This is a genomic window from Sphingobium fluviale (assembly GCF_004122115.1).
Lineage (GTDB): Bacteria > Pseudomonadota > Alphaproteobacteria > Sphingomonadales > Sphingomonadaceae > Sphingobium > Sphingobium fluviale.
Map to the genome: position 1 here is coordinate 111703 of NZ_SBKP01000008.1, position 20629 is coordinate 132331.

General features: G+C 61.4%; 23 protein-coding genes, 3 tRNA genes and 1 pseudogene. 18 read left to right on the forward strand and 9 right to left on the reverse strand.

Annotation, left to right across the window (positions count from 1 at the left end; all coding sequences use genetic code 11):
- The first annotated feature begins 36 nt into the window (after window positions 1–36).
- Window positions 37–1506: a M48 family metalloprotease gene (locus EQG66_RS09585; protein ID WP_129404414.1), complete on the forward strand. Its 1470-nt coding sequence runs from the start codon at window positions 37–39 to the stop codon at window positions 1504–1506.
- Between the two features lie 63 nt (window positions 1507–1569).
- Here EQG66_RS09585 and EQG66_RS09590 read toward each other — a convergent pair whose 3' ends face one another.
- The gene (locus EQG66_RS09590) at window positions 1570–1728 is read right to left on the reverse strand and encodes a Flp family type IVb pilin (protein ID WP_129404363.1); all 159 of its coding nucleotides are present in this window, start codon (window positions 1726–1728) and stop codon (window positions 1570–1572) included.
- Window positions 1729–1857: 129 nt separating this feature from the next.
- The gene (locus tag EQG66_RS09595; RefSeq protein WP_129404364.1) at window positions 1858–2052 is read right to left on the reverse strand and encodes a Flp family type IVb pilin; all 195 of its coding nucleotides are present in this window, start codon (window positions 2050–2052) and stop codon (window positions 1858–1860) included.
- Window positions 2053–2114: 62 nt separating this feature from the next.
- On the opposite strand from EQG66_RS09595, the gene EQG66_RS09600 reads away from it, so the two are divergent.
- Window positions 2115–2561, forward strand: a complete 447-nt coding sequence (locus tag EQG66_RS09600) for a (deoxy)nucleoside triphosphate pyrophosphohydrolase (RefSeq protein WP_129404365.1) — start codon at window positions 2115–2117, stop codon at window positions 2559–2561.
- A 7-nt stretch (window positions 2562–2568) separates the two neighbouring features.
- On the opposite strand, the gene EQG66_RS09605 is transcribed toward EQG66_RS09600, so the two are convergent.
- Entirely contained in the window at window positions 2569–3432 is an 864-nt protein-coding gene (locus tag EQG66_RS09605) for a methyltransferase domain-containing protein (RefSeq protein WP_129404366.1), read from the reverse strand.
- Between EQG66_RS09605 and EQG66_RS09610 the strand changes: the two genes are divergently transcribed.
- The 5 genes from EQG66_RS09610 (at window position 3431) to EQG66_RS09630 (ending at window position 6024) form a co-directional block, all read left to right on the forward strand.
- Window positions 3431–4225, forward strand: coding sequence for a ComF family protein (locus tag EQG66_RS09610; protein WP_245988001.1), 795 nt, complete (start codon window positions 3431–3433; stop codon window positions 4223–4225). The two genes, EQG66_RS09605 and EQG66_RS09610, sit on opposite strands and share 2 nt — an antisense overlap.
- A gap of 61 nt (window positions 4226–4286) precedes the next feature.
- On the forward strand, window positions 4287–4544 hold the full coding sequence (gene grxC, locus EQG66_RS09615) for a glutaredoxin 3 (RefSeq protein WP_129404367.1): 258 nt from the start codon (window positions 4287–4289) through the stop codon (window positions 4542–4544).
- A 14-nt stretch (window positions 4545–4558) separates the two neighbouring features.
- The gene (locus tag EQG66_RS09620) at window positions 4559–5389 is read left to right on the forward strand and encodes a carbon-nitrogen hydrolase family protein (protein ID WP_129404368.1); all 831 of its coding nucleotides are present in this window, start codon (window positions 4559–4561) and stop codon (window positions 5387–5389) included.
- Entirely contained in the window at window positions 5386–5877 is a 492-nt protein-coding gene (locus EQG66_RS09625; RefSeq protein WP_129404369.1) for a DUF1178 family protein, read from the forward strand. Before EQG66_RS09620 ends, EQG66_RS09625 begins: the two co-directional genes overlap by 4 nt.
- Window positions 5878–5947: 70 nt before the next feature.
- Window positions 5948–6024 (forward strand) — tRNA-Arg (locus tag EQG66_RS09630).
- A gap of 152 nt (window positions 6025–6176) precedes the next feature.
- Here EQG66_RS09630 and EQG66_RS09635 read toward each other — a convergent pair.
- On the reverse strand, window positions 6177–6662 hold the full coding sequence (locus EQG66_RS09635) for a flavin reductase family protein (RefSeq protein WP_129404370.1): 486 nt from the start codon (window positions 6660–6662) through the stop codon (window positions 6177–6179).
- Between the two features lie 129 nt (window positions 6663–6791).
- Between EQG66_RS09635 and EQG66_RS09640 the strand changes: the two genes are divergently transcribed.
- Window positions 6792–7769, forward strand: coding sequence for an endonuclease/exonuclease/phosphatase family protein (locus EQG66_RS09640; RefSeq protein WP_129404371.1), 978 nt, complete (start codon window positions 6792–6794; stop codon window positions 7767–7769).
- A gap of 123 nt (window positions 7770–7892) precedes the next feature.
- Here the strand turns inward: EQG66_RS09640 and EQG66_RS09645 are convergent.
- Both EQG66_RS09645 and EQG66_RS09650 read right to left on the reverse strand, forming a co-directional pair.
- Window positions 7893–7968: transfer RNA gene (locus tag EQG66_RS09645), tRNA-Ala, on the reverse strand.
- A 140-nt stretch (window positions 7969–8108) separates the two neighbouring features.
- Entirely contained in the window at window positions 8109–8447 is a 339-nt protein-coding gene (locus EQG66_RS09650) for a TIGR02300 family protein (RefSeq protein WP_129404372.1), read from the reverse strand.
- A gap of 174 nt (window positions 8448–8621) precedes the next feature.
- Between EQG66_RS09650 and aroA the strand changes: the two genes are divergently transcribed.
- The 6 genes from aroA (at window position 8622) to EQG66_RS09685 (ending at window position 15239) form a co-directional block, all read left to right on the forward strand.
- Window positions 8622–9947 carry a 3-phosphoshikimate 1-carboxyvinyltransferase gene (gene aroA / locus EQG66_RS09655; RefSeq protein ID WP_129404373.1) on the forward strand — a complete coding sequence of 442 codons (1326 nt, stop codon included), beginning with the start codon at window positions 8622–8624 and terminating at the stop codon, window positions 9945–9947.
- A complete protein-coding gene (locus EQG66_RS09660) occupies window positions 9944–10195 on the forward strand; it encodes a CBU_0592 family membrane protein (RefSeq protein ID WP_129404374.1) in 252 nt (83 codons plus the stop codon). The genes aroA and EQG66_RS09660 overlap by 4 nt, the downstream gene beginning before the upstream one ends.
- The gene (gene cmk, locus EQG66_RS09665; RefSeq protein ID WP_129404375.1) at window positions 10192–10827 is read left to right on the forward strand and encodes a (d)CMP kinase; all 636 of its coding nucleotides are present in this window, start codon (window positions 10192–10194) and stop codon (window positions 10825–10827) included. Before EQG66_RS09660 ends, cmk begins: the two co-directional genes overlap by 4 nt.
- A gap of 173 nt (window positions 10828–11000) precedes the next feature.
- Window positions 11001–12713, forward strand: coding sequence for a 30S ribosomal protein S1 (gene rpsA, locus EQG66_RS09670; protein ID WP_129404376.1), 1713 nt, complete (start codon window positions 11001–11003; stop codon window positions 12711–12713).
- Between the two features lie 210 nt (window positions 12714–12923).
- Entirely contained in the window at window positions 12924–13205 is a 282-nt protein-coding gene (locus EQG66_RS09675) for an integration host factor subunit beta (RefSeq protein ID WP_129404377.1), read from the forward strand.
- A 573-nt stretch (window positions 13206–13778) separates the two neighbouring features.
- Window positions 13779–15239 (forward strand): globin-coupled sensor protein, encoded by a 1461-nt coding sequence (locus tag EQG66_RS09685; protein WP_129404378.1) that lies wholly within the window; start codon window positions 13779–13781, stop codon window positions 15237–15239.
- 60 nt (window positions 15240–15299) lie between these two features.
- On the opposite strand, the gene EQG66_RS09690 is transcribed toward EQG66_RS09685, so the two are convergent.
- Window positions 15300–15992, reverse strand: a complete 693-nt coding sequence (locus EQG66_RS09690) for a hypothetical protein (protein WP_129404379.1) — start codon at window positions 15990–15992, stop codon at window positions 15300–15302.
- Window positions 15993–16023: 31 nt separating this feature from the next.
- Complete coding sequence (locus EQG66_RS09695; RefSeq protein ID WP_129404380.1) at window positions 16024–16779, reverse strand: TrmH family RNA methyltransferase; 756 nt, start codon at window positions 16777–16779, stop codon at window positions 16024–16026.
- A 98-nt stretch (window positions 16780–16877) separates the two neighbouring features.
- Between EQG66_RS09695 and EQG66_RS09700 the strand changes: the two genes are divergently transcribed.
- Window positions 16878–16963: transfer RNA gene (locus tag EQG66_RS09700), tRNA-Tyr, on the forward strand.
- A gap of 196 nt (window positions 16964–17159) precedes the next feature.
- Window positions 17160–17408, forward strand: a pseudogene (locus EQG66_RS09705) (Arm DNA-binding domain-containing protein); the annotation flags it as partial.
- A 28-nt stretch (window positions 17409–17436) separates the two neighbouring features.
- Here EQG66_RS09705 and EQG66_RS09710 read toward each other — a convergent pair.
- Complete coding sequence (locus tag EQG66_RS09710; protein WP_129404381.1) at window positions 17437–17907, reverse strand: TetR/AcrR family transcriptional regulator; 471 nt, start codon at window positions 17905–17907, stop codon at window positions 17437–17439.
- A gap of 125 nt (window positions 17908–18032) precedes the next feature.
- On the opposite strand from EQG66_RS09710, the gene EQG66_RS09715 reads away from it, so the two are divergent.
- Window positions 18033–19433, forward strand: a complete 1401-nt coding sequence (locus EQG66_RS09715) for an efflux transporter outer membrane subunit (protein ID WP_245988003.1) — start codon at window positions 18033–18035, stop codon at window positions 19431–19433.
- A gap of 14 nt (window positions 19434–19447) precedes the next feature.
- Window positions 19448–20614: an HlyD family secretion protein gene (locus tag EQG66_RS09720; RefSeq protein WP_129404383.1), complete on the forward strand. Its 1167-nt coding sequence runs from the start codon at window positions 19448–19450 to the stop codon at window positions 20612–20614.
- Window positions 20615–20629 lie beyond the last annotated feature (15 nt).

Here is a 20629-nt window from a genome sequence, read left to right on the forward strand (position 1 = left end):
GGTTAGACCCTCACAAGTGGGAGAGTGGCAATGCGGATGAATCGCCTGTTTCTGAGCTGCGGACTGTTCGCGCTGGTTATGGCGTGTGGCAGCGAAAGCGGCAGCAAGACCAAAGCCATTCCTCTTGCCACCTCGATCAGCCAGAAAGACAAGGAAGCAGGCGCGAAGGCGCACCCAGAGCTATTGCAGGAATTTGGCGGTGCCTATCAGGGACCGCAGAGTGCGTATGTCGTTAACGTTGGCCGCAAGATTGCCTCGCAATCCAGCCTGTCTAGCGTACAGAGCGACTTCACCGTCACGCTGCTTAACAGCTCGGTCAACAACGCCTTCGCGATCCCCGGCGGCTATGTCTATATCACGCGCCAGCTCATGGCGCTGTGCAACGACGAGGCCGAGATGGCCGGCGTGCTGGGGCATGAAGTAGGCCATGTCGCCGCCATGCACAGCCAGCGCAGACAGAAGGCGGCCACTCGCAACGCCATAGGCGGAACATTGCTGCAAATCCTGACTCAGGCAACGCTGGGCAGCTCTGGCCTTGGCGGGCTGTTGCAGCAGGCTGTCGGCACGGGAGCACAACTCCTCACGCTCAAATTCTCCCGCAGCCAGGAATATGAAGCAGACGATCTGGGCATACGCTATCTCGCCAAGGGTGGCTATGACCCGAAGGCGTTGTCGTCCATGCTCGCATCGCTGGCGGCGCAAAGCGCATTGGATGCGCGGCTTGCCGGGCAGACGAAAGATATGCCCGAATGGGCCAGCACCCACCCGGACCCGGCTTCACGTGTTCAGCGCGCACTTCAGCGTGCACGAGACACCGGCTCAACCAACACACTGCGCAACCGGGATGCGTTTCTTTCCGCGATCAACGGCGTCATCTATGGCGATGATCCCAAGCAGGGCATCATCAACGGCAGCCAGTTCATTCACCCGGACATCAAGATCGCTTTCATCGCGCCTGCGGGTTTTACCATGATGAACGGGACGCAGGCTGTCAGCGTTTCGGGTTCGGGTGGGCAGGCGCAGTTCAGCGGCGGGCCGTATTCAGGCAATCTCGACTCTTATGTGACCAGCGTCTTCCGCGCGTTTGCCAAGAACGAGAGCTTCACGCCGCCTTCCATCCAGCATGGCTCGGTCGGTGGTATGAACACAGCCTACACCACGGTACAGGCAAACGGGCAATCCGGCCCGGTGGATGTGACCGTGATCGCGTATGAGCTGAGCGCGAATCAGGCGTTTTACTTCATCACCATGACGGCAGCAGGGCAGGGATTCGGCCCGTTTGCGGGCATGACACAGTCGTTTCGGCGCATCAGTGCGCAGGAGGCAGCGGCTGTAAAACCGCGCAGGCTGGCCGTGGTGAGCGTGAAGGCAGGAGATACCCTCGCTACATTGTCTGGCCGCATGGCCTATGACGACTACAAGATGGAGCGGTTTTTGACATTAAACGCTCTCACAGCGTCATCTCAGCTGACGCCGGGGCAAAAGGTCAAGCTGGTAACATATTAAAAGCACAACGAAAAAGGCGGCAGGATTGCTCCCGCCGCCTTGATATTCGTTGCTCAATACAACTTAGAGGCTGTTGCCTACGTTGTTGAACGTGTTCTGAAGCTTGTTGCCCACAGTGCCCATCGCGGTGATGGCGGCTACGGCGATCAGCGCAGCGATCAGGCCATATTCGATGGCGGTCGCGCCCTTCTCGTTCTTCAGCATCTTACGGAAAAAAGCCATTATGTGTCTCCTTGAAAAAATCTTGCCTTAACTACCCGGCTGGATGGTTTCCCACTTCAGCACCCCGAAAATTAGGCGCGATGGGTTTAAAAATTCTTAAGAAAACGGCGGAAAAGCGAGGATTCAGCGTTAATGAGCGTTAACTGCATTGGCCACGTTGGTCCACATGTTGATGGTCTTGTCCGCTACCAGTGTCACTGAACCGATGATGGTTACGGCGATCATCGCCAGAATCAGCCCATATTCGATGGCCGTTGCGCCACGATCGCATGCCATTAATCCGCTTCGAGCGCGCGGACGTCCTGCCCGGAAGAAGTTTGTCATGCCACTATCCTGAAGATATGAAGACCCGGACCAAGTCTATGGGGCAGGAGTTAACAAAATCTATGCAAGCGTCTTCTGACGAACATGCTCCATATCAAGACGTGCTGCCGCGCTCTCGCCTGATGGTGGTTGCCGCCGCGCTGGTCGATGCGAACGGGCGCGTACTGCTGCAACAGCGACCAGAAGGGAAGACCATGGCTGGCCTGTGGGAGTTTCCCGGCGGCAAGGTCGAGCCGGGAGAGACGCCAGAGGCCGCGCTGGTGCGCGAGCTGGAGGAAGAGCTGGGTATTCACACCTATGAGAGTTGCCTTGCCCCCGCCACCTTCGCCAGCGAGGTGCTCAACGAGGCTGAGCTGCTGCTATTGCTCTATGTCTGCCGCAAATGGACGGGCATGCCGGAGCTGCGCCATGCTGCGGCGATGCGCTGGGTGAAGCCGGTGGAGATGTTTGCCCTGCCTATGCCGCCTGCCGATCTGCCGATGATCGGTGTGCTGGACGCTTTGATTTAGGGAGAACTCAACCTCTGCTCTTGAGCGCTTGCGCCAGCGAGACGGTGGCCGATCCGCGCCGAGCCGGGGCAGGCTGCGATGCATCGGGCTTCCAGCCGCTCATATGGAGGATTGAGAACATCTCAGCTGTCTTTCCATCCGGGTCAGCGGCATCGGCAAAATATGCGGCGGCGCGGGCCACTATCGTGCGGGTCAGCGGCCCACGCCGGTCTGCAGACATCACATTGCCTGCAGCCATATAGCGCAGATCGTGCATCAGGCGCAGCATCGAGGAATAGCGCACGGTCAGCGCCTCGCTATCCGCCACTGGCATGGCGAAGCCCGCGCGGGATAGCAGATCGCCCATCGCGCGCACATCGGTCTGCGGGTGGATATGCGGGCGGGGGCTGTCTCCCTCTGCGCTGAGAAGCGCCTGCCGCAGGCGTGGCAGCGACCCGGCACCCAAACATACGCCAAGGAACAAGCCATCGGGCTTCAGCACGTTTCTGATGACGATGAGCGCGCCAGGCAGATCGTTCACACTATCGAGCGTGCCGCAGCCAAGCACGAGATCGAAACTGTTCGGCGAAAAGGGCAATGCGTCTTCCTCTGCCTGTATGCCGTTCACAGCGGCGGCATTGCGCGCGCCCGGATCGAGGCAGGTTACTTCGATGCCTTTTGCAACGAGCGCATCGCGCGCGCTGTCATCCGGGCAACCGATAATGAGAGCACGGGCAAAGCCGCGCTTCACGTCATCCAGCCGTTCCAACAGGCCATCGAGCATGAAGCGATAGAGGAAATCATGCCCAGCAAAGCGCGCATGCGCCTTGTCACGCGCGGCGGCGCGGCGGCGGGGATCGAACAACAGGGGCGGGCCAGAGTCTTCGGTCATGAAGGGGCTTGTGCCGGGGCGGCGCCTGTTGGACAAGCGGGGAATGACGGCGGGGGCGATCGAGCTGGTGAAACAGGCTGCAAAGGCCGTGCTTGACTATGCCCTGCCGCCGCGCTGCCCCGGTTGCGGCGTGATCGTCGGCCAGGTCGATGCCTTCTGCGGCGAATGTTGGAGCGAAATGCGCTTCTTGTCAGACCCTTGCTGCACCAGCTGTGGTCTGCCGTTCGATTTTGAGGAGGCCGATGCGCTGCAATGCGGCGCTTGCCATGCCGATCCGCCGCCGTGGACCAGCGCGCGCGCTGTGCTGGCTTATGGCACTGTATCCAGCCATGTCGCCACGCGCCTGAAATACGCCCGACGCACGGGCCTTGCCAAGCTGATGGCGCGACATATGGCGGCACGAATTCCTGCCGAGGCTCTGGCGGCGGGCGAAGATGCGTTGATCATACCCGTGCCGCTCCACCGCTGGCGGATATGGGGGAGGGGTTTCAACCAGGCGGCGCTGATCGCGCGGCACCTCTCGTACAACACCGGTCTGGCGCACGATCCGCTGCTGCTCAGGCGGACACGGGCGACGCGGCCGCTGCGCGACATGGGGCCTCAGCAGCGTGACCACGAGGTGCGCAGGGCTTTCGCAATTGCGCCCTCGCGCCAAGCGGGCCTGCGTGGCAAAACGATCCTGCTGATCGATGACATCCACACCAGCGGCGCGACAGCGCGCGCCTGCGCCAGAGTGTTGATCGCGGGCGGTGCGCAGAGCGTTCATCTGCTCTGCTGGGCGAGGGTGTTGTGAGCTATGCGGTTGACAATGGCAGCCGCCACCCCGATCTCATAATGAGGAGGCTCGAAAACCCATGAAGTCCGTTGAAATCTATACCAAGGCATTTTGCGGCTATTGCGCGCGCGCCAAGGCGCTGCTGGAAAGCAAGGGTGTTGCGTTCGAGGAGTATGACATCACTATGGGCGGACCCAGGCGTGCGGAGATGATGGAACGCTCCAACGGTGGTTTGACGGTGCCACAAATCTTCATTGACGGCTTGCATATCGGCGGGTCTGACGACCTTGCGACGCTGGAGCGGGCAGGCAAGCTGGACGCTCTGTTGGGACTTTGAGCGGCACCTTCTCCATGCGCGCTGCTATCCTCCAATCCACCAGCGGTATAGATCCCGCCGCCAACGCCGCGATGCTTGTCGAGGCGATCGGGCAGGCGAAGGCAGGCGGTGCGGATATGGTGTTCACGCCCGAAATGGTGGGGTGCATTGACCGCAATCGGGAACGCGCTTCGGCCAGCCTCACGGATGAGGCGAATGACTTGGTGTTGGCAACCGTGCGGTATGCGGCGGCGAAGGCGGGCCTCTGGGTACATATTGGTTCGCTTGGCCTGAAGGGCGAGCGTATGGACGGGCGCTGGGTCAATCGTGGTTTGATGATCGACGATACCGGCGCAATTCGTGCGCGCTATGACAAGATTCACCTCTTCGATGTCGATCTGCCGGATGGCATAAGCTGGCGCGAATCGGCGGTCTATGGGCCGGGCGAGGCGCTGGCGGCAGTGGATACGCCGTGGGCGCGGATGGGCCTCTCGATCTGTTATGATCTGCGCTTCGCCGACCTCTATCGCCGCCTCAGCGATGCGGGGGCTTGCGCGCTGCTCATCCCCGCCGCCTTCACGGTGCCGACCGGCCAGGCGCATTGGGAAACGCTGCTGCGCGCCCGCGCGATCGAATCGGCCTGCTTCGTCATCGCTGCCGCGCAGGTAGGGCATCATGCGGACGGGCGCGATACATATGGCCACAGCATGGTGGTCGATCCGTGGGGAGAGGTGTTGCTGAATATGGGCGATAAAGAAGGGCTGGGATTTGTCGATATTGATTTCGCCCGTGTTGAGCAGGTAAGGGCGCGCATCTCGGTGCTGGCGCATCGGCGGGTGTTGCCGGAAAGAGTGACTGTCACGTGATTGTGTTTGATCTTCAGTGTGCTAGTGCGGGCCACAAATTCGAGGGCTGGTTCTCGTCGAGCGACGATTATCAGCAGCAGCGCGAGAGCGGCCTGCTGATATGCCCGGTCTGCGGCGATGGCGCGGTTGAGAAAGCTGTGATGGCCCCCGCCGTCAGCGCCAAAACAAACCAGCGCCCCTCCGCATCACCCGCTGTCCCTGCGACGACAGAGGGTAAGGCCGTTGTTCCGATGAGCGCGGGTAACGACAATCCCCGCATGCAGGAGTTGATGCAGGCGCTGGTCCATGCGCAGGCTGAGGCACTGAAGCAAAGTGAGTGGGTGGGGCAGGGCTTTGCTGATCGGGCGCGAGCGATGCACTATGGCGAGGAAGATGCGAAGCCCATCCACGGCCAGGTCGCGGCGCAGGAAGCGCGCAGCCTGATCGAGGAGGGTGTGGAGGTTGCCCCTTTGCTGTTCCCCGTGGTGCCCCCCGAAGCACAAAATTGATTGCACGGCAGCGGTTGAACCCTTTCGCGATGCGCGATAGAGCGGGCGCCGCGCTTCGGTTGTTGCGCACGCGCCCATAGCTCAGCAGGATAGAGCGTCGGATTCCTAATCCGAAGGCCACAGGTTCGAATCCTGTTGGGCGCACCAGTTTTGTTTGCGCGATGCCGCCCGCCAACCCATCGCGCGGGTTCGATCTCGCTCCGCTCGACCGCACCAGTTTTTGTTAGCTTTCAAACGCCGGGCGGCCGCATCCGCGGCCTTGGTTTTCCTCACATAAGCTCGGCAGGCCGTTCGGCCTGTCAGGCATGTGCGGTCTGGAACGCGCCATTGAGGTAGAGTAGCGGATTGACGTCCTCACGCACTGCAACGTCCACCACCGAGCCGATGACAATCGTGTGGGTCGCGAACGCGAGCATCTCGCTGCGCTGGCAAATCAAACCGACCTGGGCATTTGCGAGCAGCGGTGGGCCGAGCGGATGCTGCTGCCAGTTCGCGTCGGCGAAGCGCATATCCCGCATGCTGTTGTCCGAAAAAAGCTGTGCTGTCTCGATCTGGTCCTTGTGGAGGACACTGACGCTGAAATAGTCTGCGGCGATCAGCGATGGGTGAAGAGAGGCCGATTTGTTGACGCAGACCAGCAGGCTGGGCGGATCCATCGATACAGAGCAAACGGCAGTAGCCGCGATCCCCTTGGGAGTATCATCCTCCGTTACGCTGATGATATTTACCGTCGCGGCGAGCCTGCGCATGGCTTGTCTGAAAGCTGCCTCAATCTGGTCAGTCATGGCGTATGTCTCGCATATCGTGGTTGATCCTGTCTAATTTCGCTCCGCATAGCAGGCGATATCGGGGGATGCTAGGGTAATGGCATGAGCCGGGGTGGCATGCGGGCATGAGGCGGCTATAAGGCGCGCATGAAGGTTGTTTTACCGCGTCGGCGCTTTGCCGCAACTGTTCTGGGGGTGCAGGCTGCGGCGGTGCAGGGGCTGTTTCTGCTTCTTGCGTTCGGTCCGTCATGGCCGATGCTGATGATGCTGTCCCACGGATCACATTTTCTGCCGCTGCTTGGTATCGGAATACTGTGCATTCTGGCCTGTTTGCATGGCTGGCGCAGGCATTGGATGTGGCTGGCGGTTTCGGCGCTGGTCTGGCTGATATCCTGTGGCTGGCTGATGATGCATCGCGCGCCATCATGGCCTGCCCCTGCGGTTGCTTCCGCACCGGGAGCAATCCGTATTGTCACTTTCAACGCATGGTTCGCCAACCATGATCCAGAGGGAGCGGCGCAGTGGATTCTGGCGCAGCAGCCAGATGCGGTAATCTTGCTGGAGGTGGGCTGGCGCAGCCGAGCGCTGTTGACCCGGCTTGCTTTGGATATGCCTCATGTCATCACATGCCGCGGATCGCGGCCATGCTCTACCGTGGTTATGTCGCGCTGGGCGCCGCTGGAGATGCGCGGGCTGGCGCATGGCGATGCGGACAACCGGCGGGCGCTTTCCGCAGCTATCATGCGCTTTCCGAGATATACTTTGGTCGGTATTCATCTTTCGCAGCCATGGCCGATGGCAAGCCACAAGCGGGAGCTGGGCTGGCTCGCTAAAGAGCTGGAAATTGTGCCGCGCACCAGGCTGGTGGTGGCGGGAGATTTTAATGCAACCGGCTGGTCTATGACGATGCGCGATGCACCTTCGCGCCTAGGCCTGAAAATCCTGCCTGCGAGGCGGGCGAGTTGGCCCGCGCCTTCTTCCGGCCTGCCGTTTCCGACTCTGTTTGATATCGATCATGCGCTGCTGGGCGAGGGCTGGACGGCGGCACGGATGGAACGCGGGCCGGATCTGGGATCAGATCATTATCCGTTCCTTATTACACTCAAGCCCTCGTCCATACCGTGAGACGCTGCTCCCCGGCAGGGAGGGGGGGCTGCAAAGGCCTTATTTTTTAAGGGCCAAACACTATTCTCACTGGCAACTTCTAAGCGCCATCCGGTCATATCTTATCTGTAGCTTGAGATGGACTGGTGGAGCCTAGCGGGATCGAACCGCTGACCTCCTGCATGCCATGCAGGCGCTCTCCCAGCTGAGCTAAGGCCCCAATCCATGTCATTCACGCCGGTCTGTCTGCCAACATGAGGGATCATTAAACCTGCCGCATTGGCCCGATCCCTGGGCCGTATCAACTGCGGAGGCGCTGCCTTTAGGCGAGCAGCACCCCTAAATGCAAGTGGTTAATTGTTAGTTGTCGTCATCGCCTTCGTCGCCGCCGGCTTCAAGGCCAAGATCATCGTCGCCGCCCAGATCGACCTCGTTATCCGGCGAATCGCCGTCGTCATCGACATCAAGATCCAGATCCAGATCAGGATCGACCACAGCCAGATCGGCATCGGCCACTTCTGCCTGCTTTACGGGTGCAATCGCTTCATAAGGAAGCGGCTGCTTCGATTTCAGCACAGGCTCCGGTTCCCAGGAAACGCCGCATGAAATGCAGGTTGCCGGCGAGTCATTGCCGAGATCGTAAAAGCGCGTTGCGCATTTCGGGCAAGTCCGTTTCGTGCCCCATTCAGGCTTCACCATGTGCCGCCTTCCATCCTTGTTTCAAGCCAGTGCGAATATGCAAAATCATGGCGAGCAGGTGCCCCGCCGCCAACGAAGACGCGCGCCTTGCCATAGCCGCGCGGCGCTGTCAAAAGCCGGATCGATTTTTCTGCAAGAAAGCATAATTCAATGTCTCATCCAAGCGAGCAGGATATGCCGCGGCCCGCAATGTTTACTGCGCCATCGCGTGGTCTTTCCGGCACCATATCGGTGCCCGGCGACAAGAGCATATCACATCGTGCCCTGATGTTCTCGGCTTTGGCGGTGGGGCGCAGCCGGGTGGAAGGATTGCTGGAGGGGGAGGATGTGCTGTCCACTGCGGCGGCGCTGCGCGCAATGGGCGCGCGGATAGAGCGGGATGCGGACGGGGTGTGGCATATAGACGGAGTCGGCGTTGGTGGCCTGCTCCAGCCCGAAACCGCGCTCGATATGGGTAACAGCGGCACCTCAACCCGGTTGCTCATGGGCCTGCTTGCCAGTCATGATCTTACCGCGACCTTCATCGGCGATGCGTCGTTGAGCAAGCGGCCGATGGGGCGGGTGACGGAACCGCTGAGCCTGATGGGTGCGGAATTTGTCAGCTCGCCCGGCGGGCGCCTGCCGCTGACGATGCGGGGCGCTGTGCCCGCCGTACCGATAGAATATTGTTTGCCGGTCGCCTCCGCTCAGGTGAAGAGTGCAGTTCTGCTCGCTGGCCTCAACACGCCGGGCATTACCCGCGTGATAGAGCCGGAGGCTACGCGCGACCATAGCGAGCGGATGCTGGCCGGCTTTGGTGCCGATCTCACGATAGAGCGTGATGCGGATGGTGCTCGGATCATCTCGATTCGGGGGGAGGCGGAGTTGAAGCCGCAGCAGATCATCGTGCCGGGCGATCCGTCCTCCGCTGCCTTCCCGATTGTGGCGGCGCTGATCGTGCCAGGGTCGGATGTGACGATCACAGGCGTGGGCATGAACGAGACGCGCACCGGGCTGATCAAGTTGCTTCAGGCGATGGGCGCACAAATCGACCTGCTCAATCCGCGCGATGCGGGCGGAGAGCCGGTGGCGGATGTCCGTGTGCGCGCCTCTAGCCTCACGGCCATCGAGAATGATCCCGCTGACGCGCCGAGCATGATCGACGAATTCCCCATCGCCTTCATCGCCGCCGCGCTGGCGAAGGGGCGCAGCGTGTTTCGCGGGCTGGAGGAGCTGCGCGTCAAGGAGAGCGACCGCATTGCCGTGATGGCGGCGGGTCTGCGCCAGATCGGTGCGATGGTGGAGGAAACGCCGGATGGCCTCATCATCGAGGGCACCGGCGGCGAGCCGCTGGAAGGGGGCGGGCCGGTGGAGACGCATCTCGATCACCGCATCGCCATGAGCTTCGCCGTGGCCGGGTTGGCGAGCTATAAGGGCGTGACGATTGACGACATGCGCCCGGTGGCGACCAGCTTTCCGGGGTTCGTGGATATGATGCGCGCCTTGGGGGCGTCCGCATGAGTGGAATGCTCGCCAACATTATCGGCCTGATGGGCAGCGCGCTGTTTATTGGTGCGTTCGCCTACAGCAACGTCACCGCTTCGATGAACTTTGTGCTGTTCAACCTTTTGAACTTGTTCGGGGCCATTCTCCTCATCATTTCGTTGACGGTCCATTTCAACCTTGCGGCGATGGTGATGGAGGTGGTCTGGGCGATCATCGCGACATTGGGCCTGGTGAAGGCTTGGCGCGGGCGGGCGCGCCCATGATCATCGCTGTCGACGGTCCGGCAGCGTCGGGCAAGGGGACGATTGCTCGTGCGCTGGCGGCGTATTTTGGCCTTCCGCATCTCGATACCGGGCTGCTCTATCGCGCGGTGGGGCTGACGCTGAAGCGGGCTGGCGGCGACCCGGCGAGCGAGGCGGATGCCGCAGCCGCGACGGGGTTTGCCGACGGCGTGCTTGCCGATCCGGAACTGCGTACAGAAGCAACCGGTGCGCTGGCTTCGCGCGTATCCGCGCATCCGGCCGTGCGCGCGGCGCTGATGGCGCGGCAGCGGGCGTTCGCGCATCGACCGGGTGGCGCGGTGCTCGATGGGCGCGATATAGGCACTGTGATTGCTCCGGAGGCGGACGTGAAGCTCTATGTCACCGCGTCCCCCCGCGTCCGGGCGGAGCGCCGCGCGGTGGAGATGGCAGGGCGTGGCCTCATTGCTGACGTTGATGCGATGGAAGCCGAAATCCGTGCCCGCGACGCGCGCGATATGGGGCGAGATCATGCCCCGCTCGCGCAGGCTGATGATGCGGACTTGCTAGATACCAGCGAATTGAGTATAGATGCGGCCATCCAGCGGGCGATTGCCCTGGTGGAGGCAAGAGTGAAACGTCACCACACAGAGTGACGCGACGAGGCGCACGGAGATTCCGCGCGCCCTTTTCGGTTTTCCTGTGCCTTGGCCAGCGCGAACACCTCAAGGAGGTTCGCACGGCATGGGGCTGTGCGGGCAGTGTGCAAGCCAAAGACCCTCGGACACAACCGGGTGGCCTGCAATGACGTGAAGAAGGACTAAACTCTATGGCCCCAACGGCATTTCCGTCGCGTGATGATTTCGCGGCACTACTCAATGAATCACTTGGTGGCGAAGACGGCGGTTTTGAAGGCCGCGTCGTAAAGGGCACCGTAACCGGCGTCGAGAACGACATGGTTCTCATCGACGTTGGCCTCAAGAGTGAAGGCCGTGTGGCGCTGCGCGAGTTCGCAATGCCCGGCATGAAGGCCGACATCAAGGTTGGCGACGAAGTCGAGGTCTATGTCGATCGCGTCGAGAACGCGCACGGCGAAGCCGTCCTCTCGCGTGACCGCGCCCGCCGCGAAGCCGCATGGGACAAGCTCGAAGCCGAGTTCACCGAAAACACCCGCGTCGAGGGCGTTATCTTCGGTCGCGTCAAGGGCGGCTTCACTGTCGATCTCGATGGCGCCGTGGCGTTCCTGCCGGGCAGTCAGGTCGATATCCGCCCTGTGCGCGATGTCACCCCGCTGATGGACATCCCTCAGCCATTCCAGATTTTGAAGATGGACCGCCGCCGCGGCAATATCGTCGTCTCGCGCCGTGCCATCCTTGAGGAAACCCGCGCCGAGCAGCGCACCGGCCTCATCCAGAACCTCGCCGAAGGTCAGATCATCGAGGGTGTCGTCAAGAACATCACCGATTATGGCGCGTTCGTCGATCTGGGCGGCATTGATGGCCTGCTGCACGTCACCGACCTCAGCTACAAGCGCATCAACCACCCCAACGAGATGATCAACATCGGTGATGTGCTGAAGGTGCAGATCATCCGCATCAACCGCGATACCCAGCGCATTTCGCTCGGCATGAAGCAGCTTGAGAGCGATCCGTGGGAAGGCGCGGAGGCCAAGTATCCGGTTGGCGCCAAGCTTTCGGGCCGCGTCACCAACATCACCGAATATGGCGCCTTCGTGGAACTGGAAGCAGGCATCGAAGGTCTGGTCCATGTCTCCGAAATGAGTTGGACCAAGAAGAACGTTCACCCCGGCAAGATCGTCTCGACCAGCCAGGAAGTAGAAGTGCTGGTGCTTGAGGTCGATGGCGACAAGCGTCGTATCAGCCTCGGCCTCAAGCAGGCCCAGAGCAACCCGTGGGATAGCTTTGCTGAGCGCCACCCGATTGGCACTGAGGTCGAGGGCGAAGTCAAGAACGCGACCGAATTCGGCCTGTTCATCGGCCTCGAAGGCGATGTGGACGGCATGGTTCACATGTCCGATATCGCATGGGGTATTTCGGGCGAAGACGCGCTTAACCTGCATCGCAAGGGCGAGATGGTGAAGGCGATCGTGCTTGATATCGATATCGAGAAGGAGCGCATTTCGCTTGGCATGAAGCAGCTTGAAAAGGGTGCTCCAGGTGCAGGCGCGTCGTCTTCAGCCGGTTCGGGCCTCAACAAGAACCAGACCGTTACGGTCACTGTGCTTGAAGTGCGAGATGGCGGGCTTGAGGTGCAGGCAGGCGACGATGGCGTCACCGGCTTCATCAAGCGTGGCGACCTTGGGCGTGATCGCGACGAACAGCGCACCGAGCGCTTCCAGCCGGGTCAGAAGTTCGATGCACTGGTCATCGGTTTCGATCGCAGCAAGAAGCCGAACTTCTCTGTCAAAGCGTTGCAAATCGCAGAAGAGAAACAGGCTGTTGCGCAATATGGTTCGTCAGACAGCGGCGCATCGCTTGGGGATATTCTGGGCGAAGCATTGAAAGCCAAAAGCGAAGCCTGAATACAGTTTTGATTAGCGAAAAGATCCCGTCATGTTTCGATCATGGCGGGATCTTTTGTAATGTTAAGACGACCGTTTTTTACAATAAATTACATTGCATGGCATGAAAGACGGCAATTATATTCTATGTCTCGGAGATTGTCATTCCTGCGACATTCCTCTATTGGGGAGGATCGGCAAATGTGGGAATGCCGAATTTAAGGAGGGCAAATGATCCGTTCCGAACTGGTTCAGAATCTTGCTGAGCAAAACAATGACCTTACTTACGGGGAAGTAGAGCGCATTGTTGACATTTTCTTTTCCGATATAACAGCCCAGCTTGCACAGGGGGGGCGTGTGGAGTTGCGCGGTTTTGGCGCCTTCACCACCCGCGCCCGCGGTGCGCGCACCGGCCGCAATCCCCGCACGGGTGAGACTGTGGCGATAGATGCGAAGAAAGTGCCTTTCTTCAAGCCGGGCAAGGAAATCCGCGAGCGCCTTAACGTCAAATAGGCATTGGCGTCGGTTAGCTATGCCCCTATAGGGGCGCACAGGCTATGCGGGCGTGGCGGAATCGGTAGACGCAACGGACTTAAGCCAATCATTGAGTGCGCGCGGAGAAACCCGCGACGTAGAACTGCTCAAATTCGGGGAACCCTGTCAGATGGCGATCCCGAGCCAAGCCGGTTGGCCTTGCGGCCAGGCGGAAGGTGTAGAGACTAGACGGGCAGCACCTAAACCCCGGCATGATGCCAGGGCAGGGTGAAGGGATAGTCCAGACCACAAACATCCGGCGGCGCGCCGGCGGATGGCGGCGAAAGCCGTAGGGGGTAAGAAAATTCGTCGGGCTTTTGCCCGTGGGGGTTCGAGTCCCCCCGCCCGCACCATTTTTGTTTGTGCGATGCCGCCCGCCAACCCATCGCGCGGGTTCGATCTCGCTCCGCTCGCCCGCACCATCTCCATCGCTCTCGCCAGACGCTGATCGAATAAGCCTTCAGTTTTGTGGTTAATTTTTTTCGCGTGGCGCCTGACCATGCATTGATCCGCATCCTATAATTTCCATGAGACCTATGTGGAGAGCGGATTATGGATACGCATGTGGCGGAGCAGTTGAAGGAGCGGGTCGCCTTTTTCAACATGGCTGGAGACGAGGATTATTACCCCTATGTCCGTAATGCCCTCTCCAGGATTGGAGATGAGAGTCTCGATAAATTTTATCGCATGATCTCTGCCCAGCCGCATTTGCGGGACATGTTCAGCTCTCAGGAGGCGATGAACGGTGCGCGGCGGGCGCAGGTGGCGCATTGGCAGCACCTCTTCACTGGCCGCCCTACGCCGGAATATGCTGTGCGCGCGCAGCATATCGGCAAGGTGCACTCAAAGATCGGGCTGGAGCCGCGCTGGTATATCGGCGGTTATGCCAATGTGCTGGCCGATGTGATCGTTCATCTGGTCAAAAGTTCCCCCTATGGCCGCCTGCCGGGCATGGAGCGGCTCGCCAGCACGCTGGTGGCACTTATCCGCGCGGCGATGCTCGATATGGAGATTGCGGTCTCGACCTATTTCGATGCCGAGCAGGAAATGCGCAACGAGATGCTAAGCAAATTTGGCGACGTGCTGGGAAGGATGGCGCAGGGCGATCTTACCGTTTCGCTGCCGCAGATGCAGGGCCAGTTCGGTGAGCTGGCGACGAACTTCAACAGCGCTGTGCGGCAACTGCATGAGGCGATGGCGGCGGTGGCCTATAGCGTGGAGCATATTCACAGCGGATCGGACGAAATCCGTGTCGCGTCGGATGATTTTGCTGTGCGGACAGAGCGCCAGTCCGCCTCGCTGGAGGAAACGGCGGCGGCGATGAGCGAAGTTACGGGCATGATCCAGCAGGGAGCGAGCCAGACCGCCAGCATGAACGCCACTGTCACGATCATGCAGAAGGAAATCGCCGAAGGGGGTGAGGTTGTTGCCAGCGCGGTTCAGGCGATGGACCAGATCCACCAAAGCTCCAGCGAGATTGCCCAGATCATCGACGTGATCGAGGGCATTGCCTTTCAGACCAATCTGCTGGCGCTCAATGCTGGCGTAGAGGCCGCGCGTGCCGGCGATGCGGGGCAGGGCTTTGCCGTGGTCGCGAGTGAGGTGCGGGCATTGGCCCAGCGCTCGTCAGACGCGGCGCAGGGCATCAAGGACCTTATCTCCAAAAGCGGCGCTCAGGTGGAAAAGGGCGTCAGCCTCGTGGGCCGCGCGGGCACGGTGTTGCAGGATATCGTCACCCGCATCAACGAGATGAGCGGCACCATGCAGGAGCTGGCCGCCGCGGCGGTGACACAGGCGGAGACGCTTGATCATGTCAACGCGGCCGTGGGCGATATGGACCGCATGACGCAACAGAACGCCGCCATGGCCGAGCAGAGCAACGCCGCCTCGCGCACCCTTGCGGTGGAGGCGGATTCCTTAAGCGACCAGATCAAGAAATTCCGCGTCGCCCTGAGCACCAACCGCGTGCGTGACGCCGCCAAGGGCAAGACCGGTTACCGCGCCGCTGCGTGAGTTTGAGGCGTTAGGAGAGGGGCGGGGAGGAAGCGCGCAGCTTAGCGCCTTCCTCCCGCCTTATTGCGCCAACTTCAGTACTGCCGTCGGCGCGGCGCGCGTCTCTGGCGTGATGGTCCAGACAATCTGTTTGCCGCGCTGCGTATCTGTAGCGCCGTCTTCCTGATTCTGGCTGATGATCTCGGCATCGGTGGTGAGGGTGAAGGTGCCATTACGGTCCTTCGCGCCGCTGCCCCCGCCCATGCCGCCCATCGGCCCGGCGGCTGCCCCGCTTGCCTCTTCGCCAAACCCTGGTGCCATCATCCGCACCTTGCCATCCGCACGCACTTCTATCGCGAGGAAGGGGATGATCGCCTTGGCGTCGATGTTGAACGGGAAGACGAAGCTGTGATCGAGCCTGCCGCTGATCTGATAATCGACGCTGAGCTTGTCTGGCCCGACGACACGGACCGAGCGGAAGCCCTTTTCTTTTGCCAGCGCATCGGCAACCGCCTTGGTCTTGGCGGCAGTTTCCTTGGATTTCTGTGCTGACTTCGTGGGGGCAGGCGAGGGCGCTTTACCGTCTCCAGTGTCCGTCATGTCCGGCATCTGGTCCGATGGCTCGGCGACGATGACCTCGCCCACATAGGCAAAGCTGAATGTGCCATCCTTGCGGATATCGAGGTTCGAGGTGAACTTGCCGGGGCTGAGCAGGCAGCCCGACAGCAAGACCAACGGCGCCAGAGCGGCGGTGATGCGGGCAAGCAAGGTCATGGCTGGTTCCCTCTTACAGCCTCCCATTCAATCACCGATTGGTCGCTGCGTAAAGCGCAATCGCGGCGGCGTTGGAGACGTTGAGGCTCTCCATGCGCGGGCTTATCGGCAGTTTCGCAACAATGTCGCAATGGGCGATGCTGTTGTGACGCAGGCCGTCTCCCTCTGCGCCAAGTACGAGTGCGACCTTGCTCGCTCCTTTGAGCGCACCGGCCAGGGTTTCTCCCGCGTCACCATCCAGCCCGATGCGCCAGTATCCGGCCTCTGCAATTTCATCCAGCGCACGGGCAAGGTTCACCACCCGCACCCAAGGCATGATCTCCAGAGCGCCGCTTGCCGCGCGGGCCAGCACGCCGCTCTCCGGCGGAGAATGTCGGTCCTGCGTCACGATCGCCAGCGCATCGAACGCGGCGGCGGAGCGGAAGATCGCGCCAACATTGTGCGGGTCCGTCACCTGATCGAGCACAAGCAGCGGCCGCGCACCAGCTGGCCCGTCCTCTGTGCCCTGCTCCAGCACATCGCCCAGCCAGATATCATCGAGCGGTTCCACTTCCGCCACGATGCCCTGGTGCGGTGCATCATTGGGCACCATCCGTCCCAGATCCGCCACATCGGAATAGACGATGGGCAGCACGGGGGGCAACTCCAGCGCGTTCAGGCACTCACGCGTGCCCCATATCTTTCGCACCACCCGGTCGGGATTGGCCAGCGCGGCGATGACGGCATGGCGACCATAAAGGCGGGGGAAGCCGCCCTTGGGCTTGCCGGTTCTGTGTCCTCTTTTCATATGCTCCCTTTTCACCAACAAGCATTGACAGGCAAGCCTCCATTCGCCATGAGCGCGCTTCCGACAGCGATTTGTCCTTCTTGTGACGTGCTGATCGAGGACAGGTGGCCGAGTGGTTAATGGCAGCAGACTGTAAATCTGCCCGCGAGAGCGTACGCTGGTTCGAATCCAGCCCTGTCCACCACCGCCCTTTCTCCCAACATCCCCGAAAAGCCCTAGAAATCGCAGAAAACCAAGGGTATTCTGCGCTACATCGTCCGCATTCGACCGCTCCTGTTTGCTTGCAGCCGGAGCGTAGTGTGGGAGAGATGTGGGAGTAAAATGGCTTCCTCCCACACTTGAGTTCTCCCACAATGGCGGCAAAGATGTGGGAGTAACCTATGGGCAAACTCACGGCGGTTGCGGTCAAGGCCGCTTTGGCGAATCCGGGCACCTATCAGGATGGCGACGGATTGGTCCTCAGAGTCGACAAAAGAGGAGGAGCTTATTGGCTCCTGCGAATCCAGCGCGATGGCAAACGTCAGGATATCGGGCTGGGTAGTCCGAAGCTGGTCACGCTGGCCGAAGCACGTGCGAAGGCTGCCGATCTCCGCAAGGCGGTAAAGGTCGAAAAGCGGGATGTGCTGACCGAGCGGAAGGACGAGGAAGCCGCCAAAGTCACCTTCCGCGAACCTTCGCATCGGGCGCCTGAAGCGCACCCTTCTTGTGCAGATGGGCGATGTAGGTGGCCATCGCCTGCCAGGCCCGCTCGGCGCCGCAGGTGTAAAGCGTGCTGCCCAGCGCCGAGTTTGCCCCTTCTGCGATCGCCGCGCGCATGATTGCGATCGCGTCTGATGAGGTCAGCAGCGCAAGATAGGCAAGTCCAAAACGTCGCAATGCAGAATAAGCATCCGGATTGGATCTATCGAGCAGATCAATCGCATCCTCGGCCTGCTCTTCCATGACCGCCATCATCGCAGCAGCGAACAGCTCCTCCTTGGATTTGAAGTAACCGTAGAGCGTTCCCTTTGACCCGCCGATCCGGGCTGAGATGGCCGCCATGCTGGCGCGCGCATAGCCCACCTCACGGAACATCTCGGTTGCCACGTCGAGGATTGCCTGACGACGATCATCGGTCCTCACTCTCATGGACGACATCCTTTCTCATACACACCTGTACGGTTTTCGATTGACGAACACAAGTGCAAGCCAATAAATGACCATATTGTATGGTTTTCAGGTGTCGTATGGATTCGCCTCATTGCTCAATATCGTTGCGAGTTGTCTGCGGATTCGCCGCGCTCGCGCTGTCCGGCTGCGCCACGCTACCCGAGCGGGTAGAGCTTCCGACCATTTCCTCTCCCGATCGGTTCGATACCACCAACAGCCTGACAGCTCCGGCCGTCGACTGGCCTTCCGATCGCTGGTGGGACGGTTTTGGCGATCCCCAGCTGACCACGCTGATCGAAGAAGGCCTTGCCGAAGCGACCGATCTGCGCGTGGCGCAGGCGCGCTTCGCCCGCGCGGAGGCCATGATCCATGAGACACACAGCCGCTTGCTTCCGACATTGAGCGCCGCCGCAGAAGGTGGCGCAACCAAGCAGAGCTACAACTATCTTTTCGCCCGCGAGTTCGCCCCGCAAGGCTGGCCGGAATATGGGCTGGTAACCGCGCGCCTCGACTGGGAGCTCGATTTCTGGGGCCGCAACCGGGCTGCTCTTGCTGCCGCCCGATCCGAAGCGGCCGCGGCGGAAGCCGAGGCAGCGTCCGTGCGGCTAGCGGTTTCTGCCGGTATCGCCAGCGCTTATGCCGATCTTGCTGCGCTCCATGCGGAGCAAGAAACCGCCGCCAAGGCCGTTGAAATACGCGCCCGCACGCTCGACCTCATGGAAGGGCGCAAGGCGCAGGGTCTTGAGAATGACGGCGCAGTACAACGCGCCCGCTCGGCGCTGGCGACGGCGCAGGGAGAGCTTGCCGCGCTCGATGAATTTCTTGTGCTCACCCGGCATCGCATTGCCGCGCTGCTTGGTGCGGGGCCCGATCGTGGCCTTGCCATTGCCCGTCCGGCTCTCATCACGCGCGATGACCTCGGGCTTCCCGCGAACCTGCCTGCGGAACTGATCGGACGCCGGCCCGACATCATCGCCGCGCGGATGCGCAGCGAAGCGGCCGTAAGCCGGATCAAGGAAGTGCGCGCTTCCTTCTATCCCAATATCAACCTTGCCGGGCTGATCGGCCTCCAGGCGCTCGGCCTCGACAATGTGTTCAAGAACGGGTCGGAGTTCGGCACGGTCGGTCCCGCCATCAGCCTGCCGATCTTCGACGGTGGCCGGCTGCGCGGCCGGCTGCGTGGGACGGAAGCCGATTATCAGGCGGCTGTCGCCCAATATGACGGCGCGCTTGTCCAGGCGCTGCGCGAAGTGGCCGACGCCATGGCGAGCGGGCGGGCGCTCGGCGAACGTCTCGACCGGGCGCAGGAGGCCGAACGCGCCGCCGATGCCGCCTGGACCGTCGCTAACAATCGCTATCGCGGCGGCCTTGCCACCTCGCTCGACGTGCTGGCGGCCGAGGATGCGCTGATCGCGACACGGCGCACTGTCGCCGCTCTCCAAACCCGTGCCTTCGCTCTCGACGTCGCGCTCGTGCGCGCACTCGGCGGCGGCTTCCGTTTCTGAAGGATAACAGACCCATGTCCAGCGACACGACGGCTATTGCGCAGGATGCCGCTCTTCCCCTCATCGATGAAACCCCTGAGGCACGGGCCGAACGCACGGGTAAGCGTAAGCACCTGTTCCTGTGGCTCGCCGCCGCCGTGCTGGTGCTTGGTGGCGGCTATTATGCCTATGACCATTTCATCGCCTCGCGCCATGTGACGACCAACAATGCCTATGTCGGCGCCAACGTCGCGCAGGTGACGCCGCTGGTCGGCGGGCCGGTGCTGGAAGTCCTTGTGGAAGACACCATGCCCGTGAAGCGCGGCGACATTCTCGTCCGCCTCGACGACACCGATGCGAAGATTGCCCTTGCCCGCGCTGAAGCCGAACTGGCGCTGACCGAACGCCGCGTGCGCAGCCTCGTCGCCACCGACGGCGGTCTCGGTGCGCAAGTCGAGGCCCGCATAGCCGATCAGGCCCGGGCGGAAGCAGGGCTGACATCGGCCCGTGCCGATCTCGAAAGAGCGCGCATCGACCTGCAACGGCGGGAGGCCCTGGCCGCCTCCGGCTCGGTGTCCGGCGAAGAGTTGACCATTGCGCGCAACGCGCTCAGCACCGCCACCGCCAATCTTAAGGCGACCGAGGCCGAACGCGCGCAGGCGGCCGCCAACCGTACCGCGGCCATGGGCACGCGCAACGCCAACCGTGTCCTCATCGACAATACGACGCCCGGAACGCATCCCGAAGTGCTGGCGGCGCGTGCGGCGCGCGATCAGGCGAAGATCGATCTGGAACGCACGGTAATCCGCGCACCGATCGACGGCGTGGTTTCGCGCCGTCAGGTCCAGCCGGGCCAGCGGGCTCAGCCCGGCGCCGTGCTGATGGTCGTAGTGCCGACGCACGCCGCCTATGTCGATGCCAATTTCAAGGAAGTGCAGCTTGAGAAGGTCCGTCCCGGACAGAGTGTGAAACTCACCTCCGACCTTTATGGCAAAAAGGTTGAGTATCGTGGCACGGTTGTCGGCTTTTCGGGCGGGACCGGCTCGGCTTTCGCCATCGTACCGGCGCAGAACGCCACCGGTAACTGGATCAAAGTCGTGCAACGCCTGCCGGTGCGGATCAGGCTCGATCCGAAACAACTGGCAGAGCATCCCCTCCAGGTCGGCCTGTCGATGACCGCCCGCATCGACGTCTCCAACTGATCCCGCAGGGGTAAG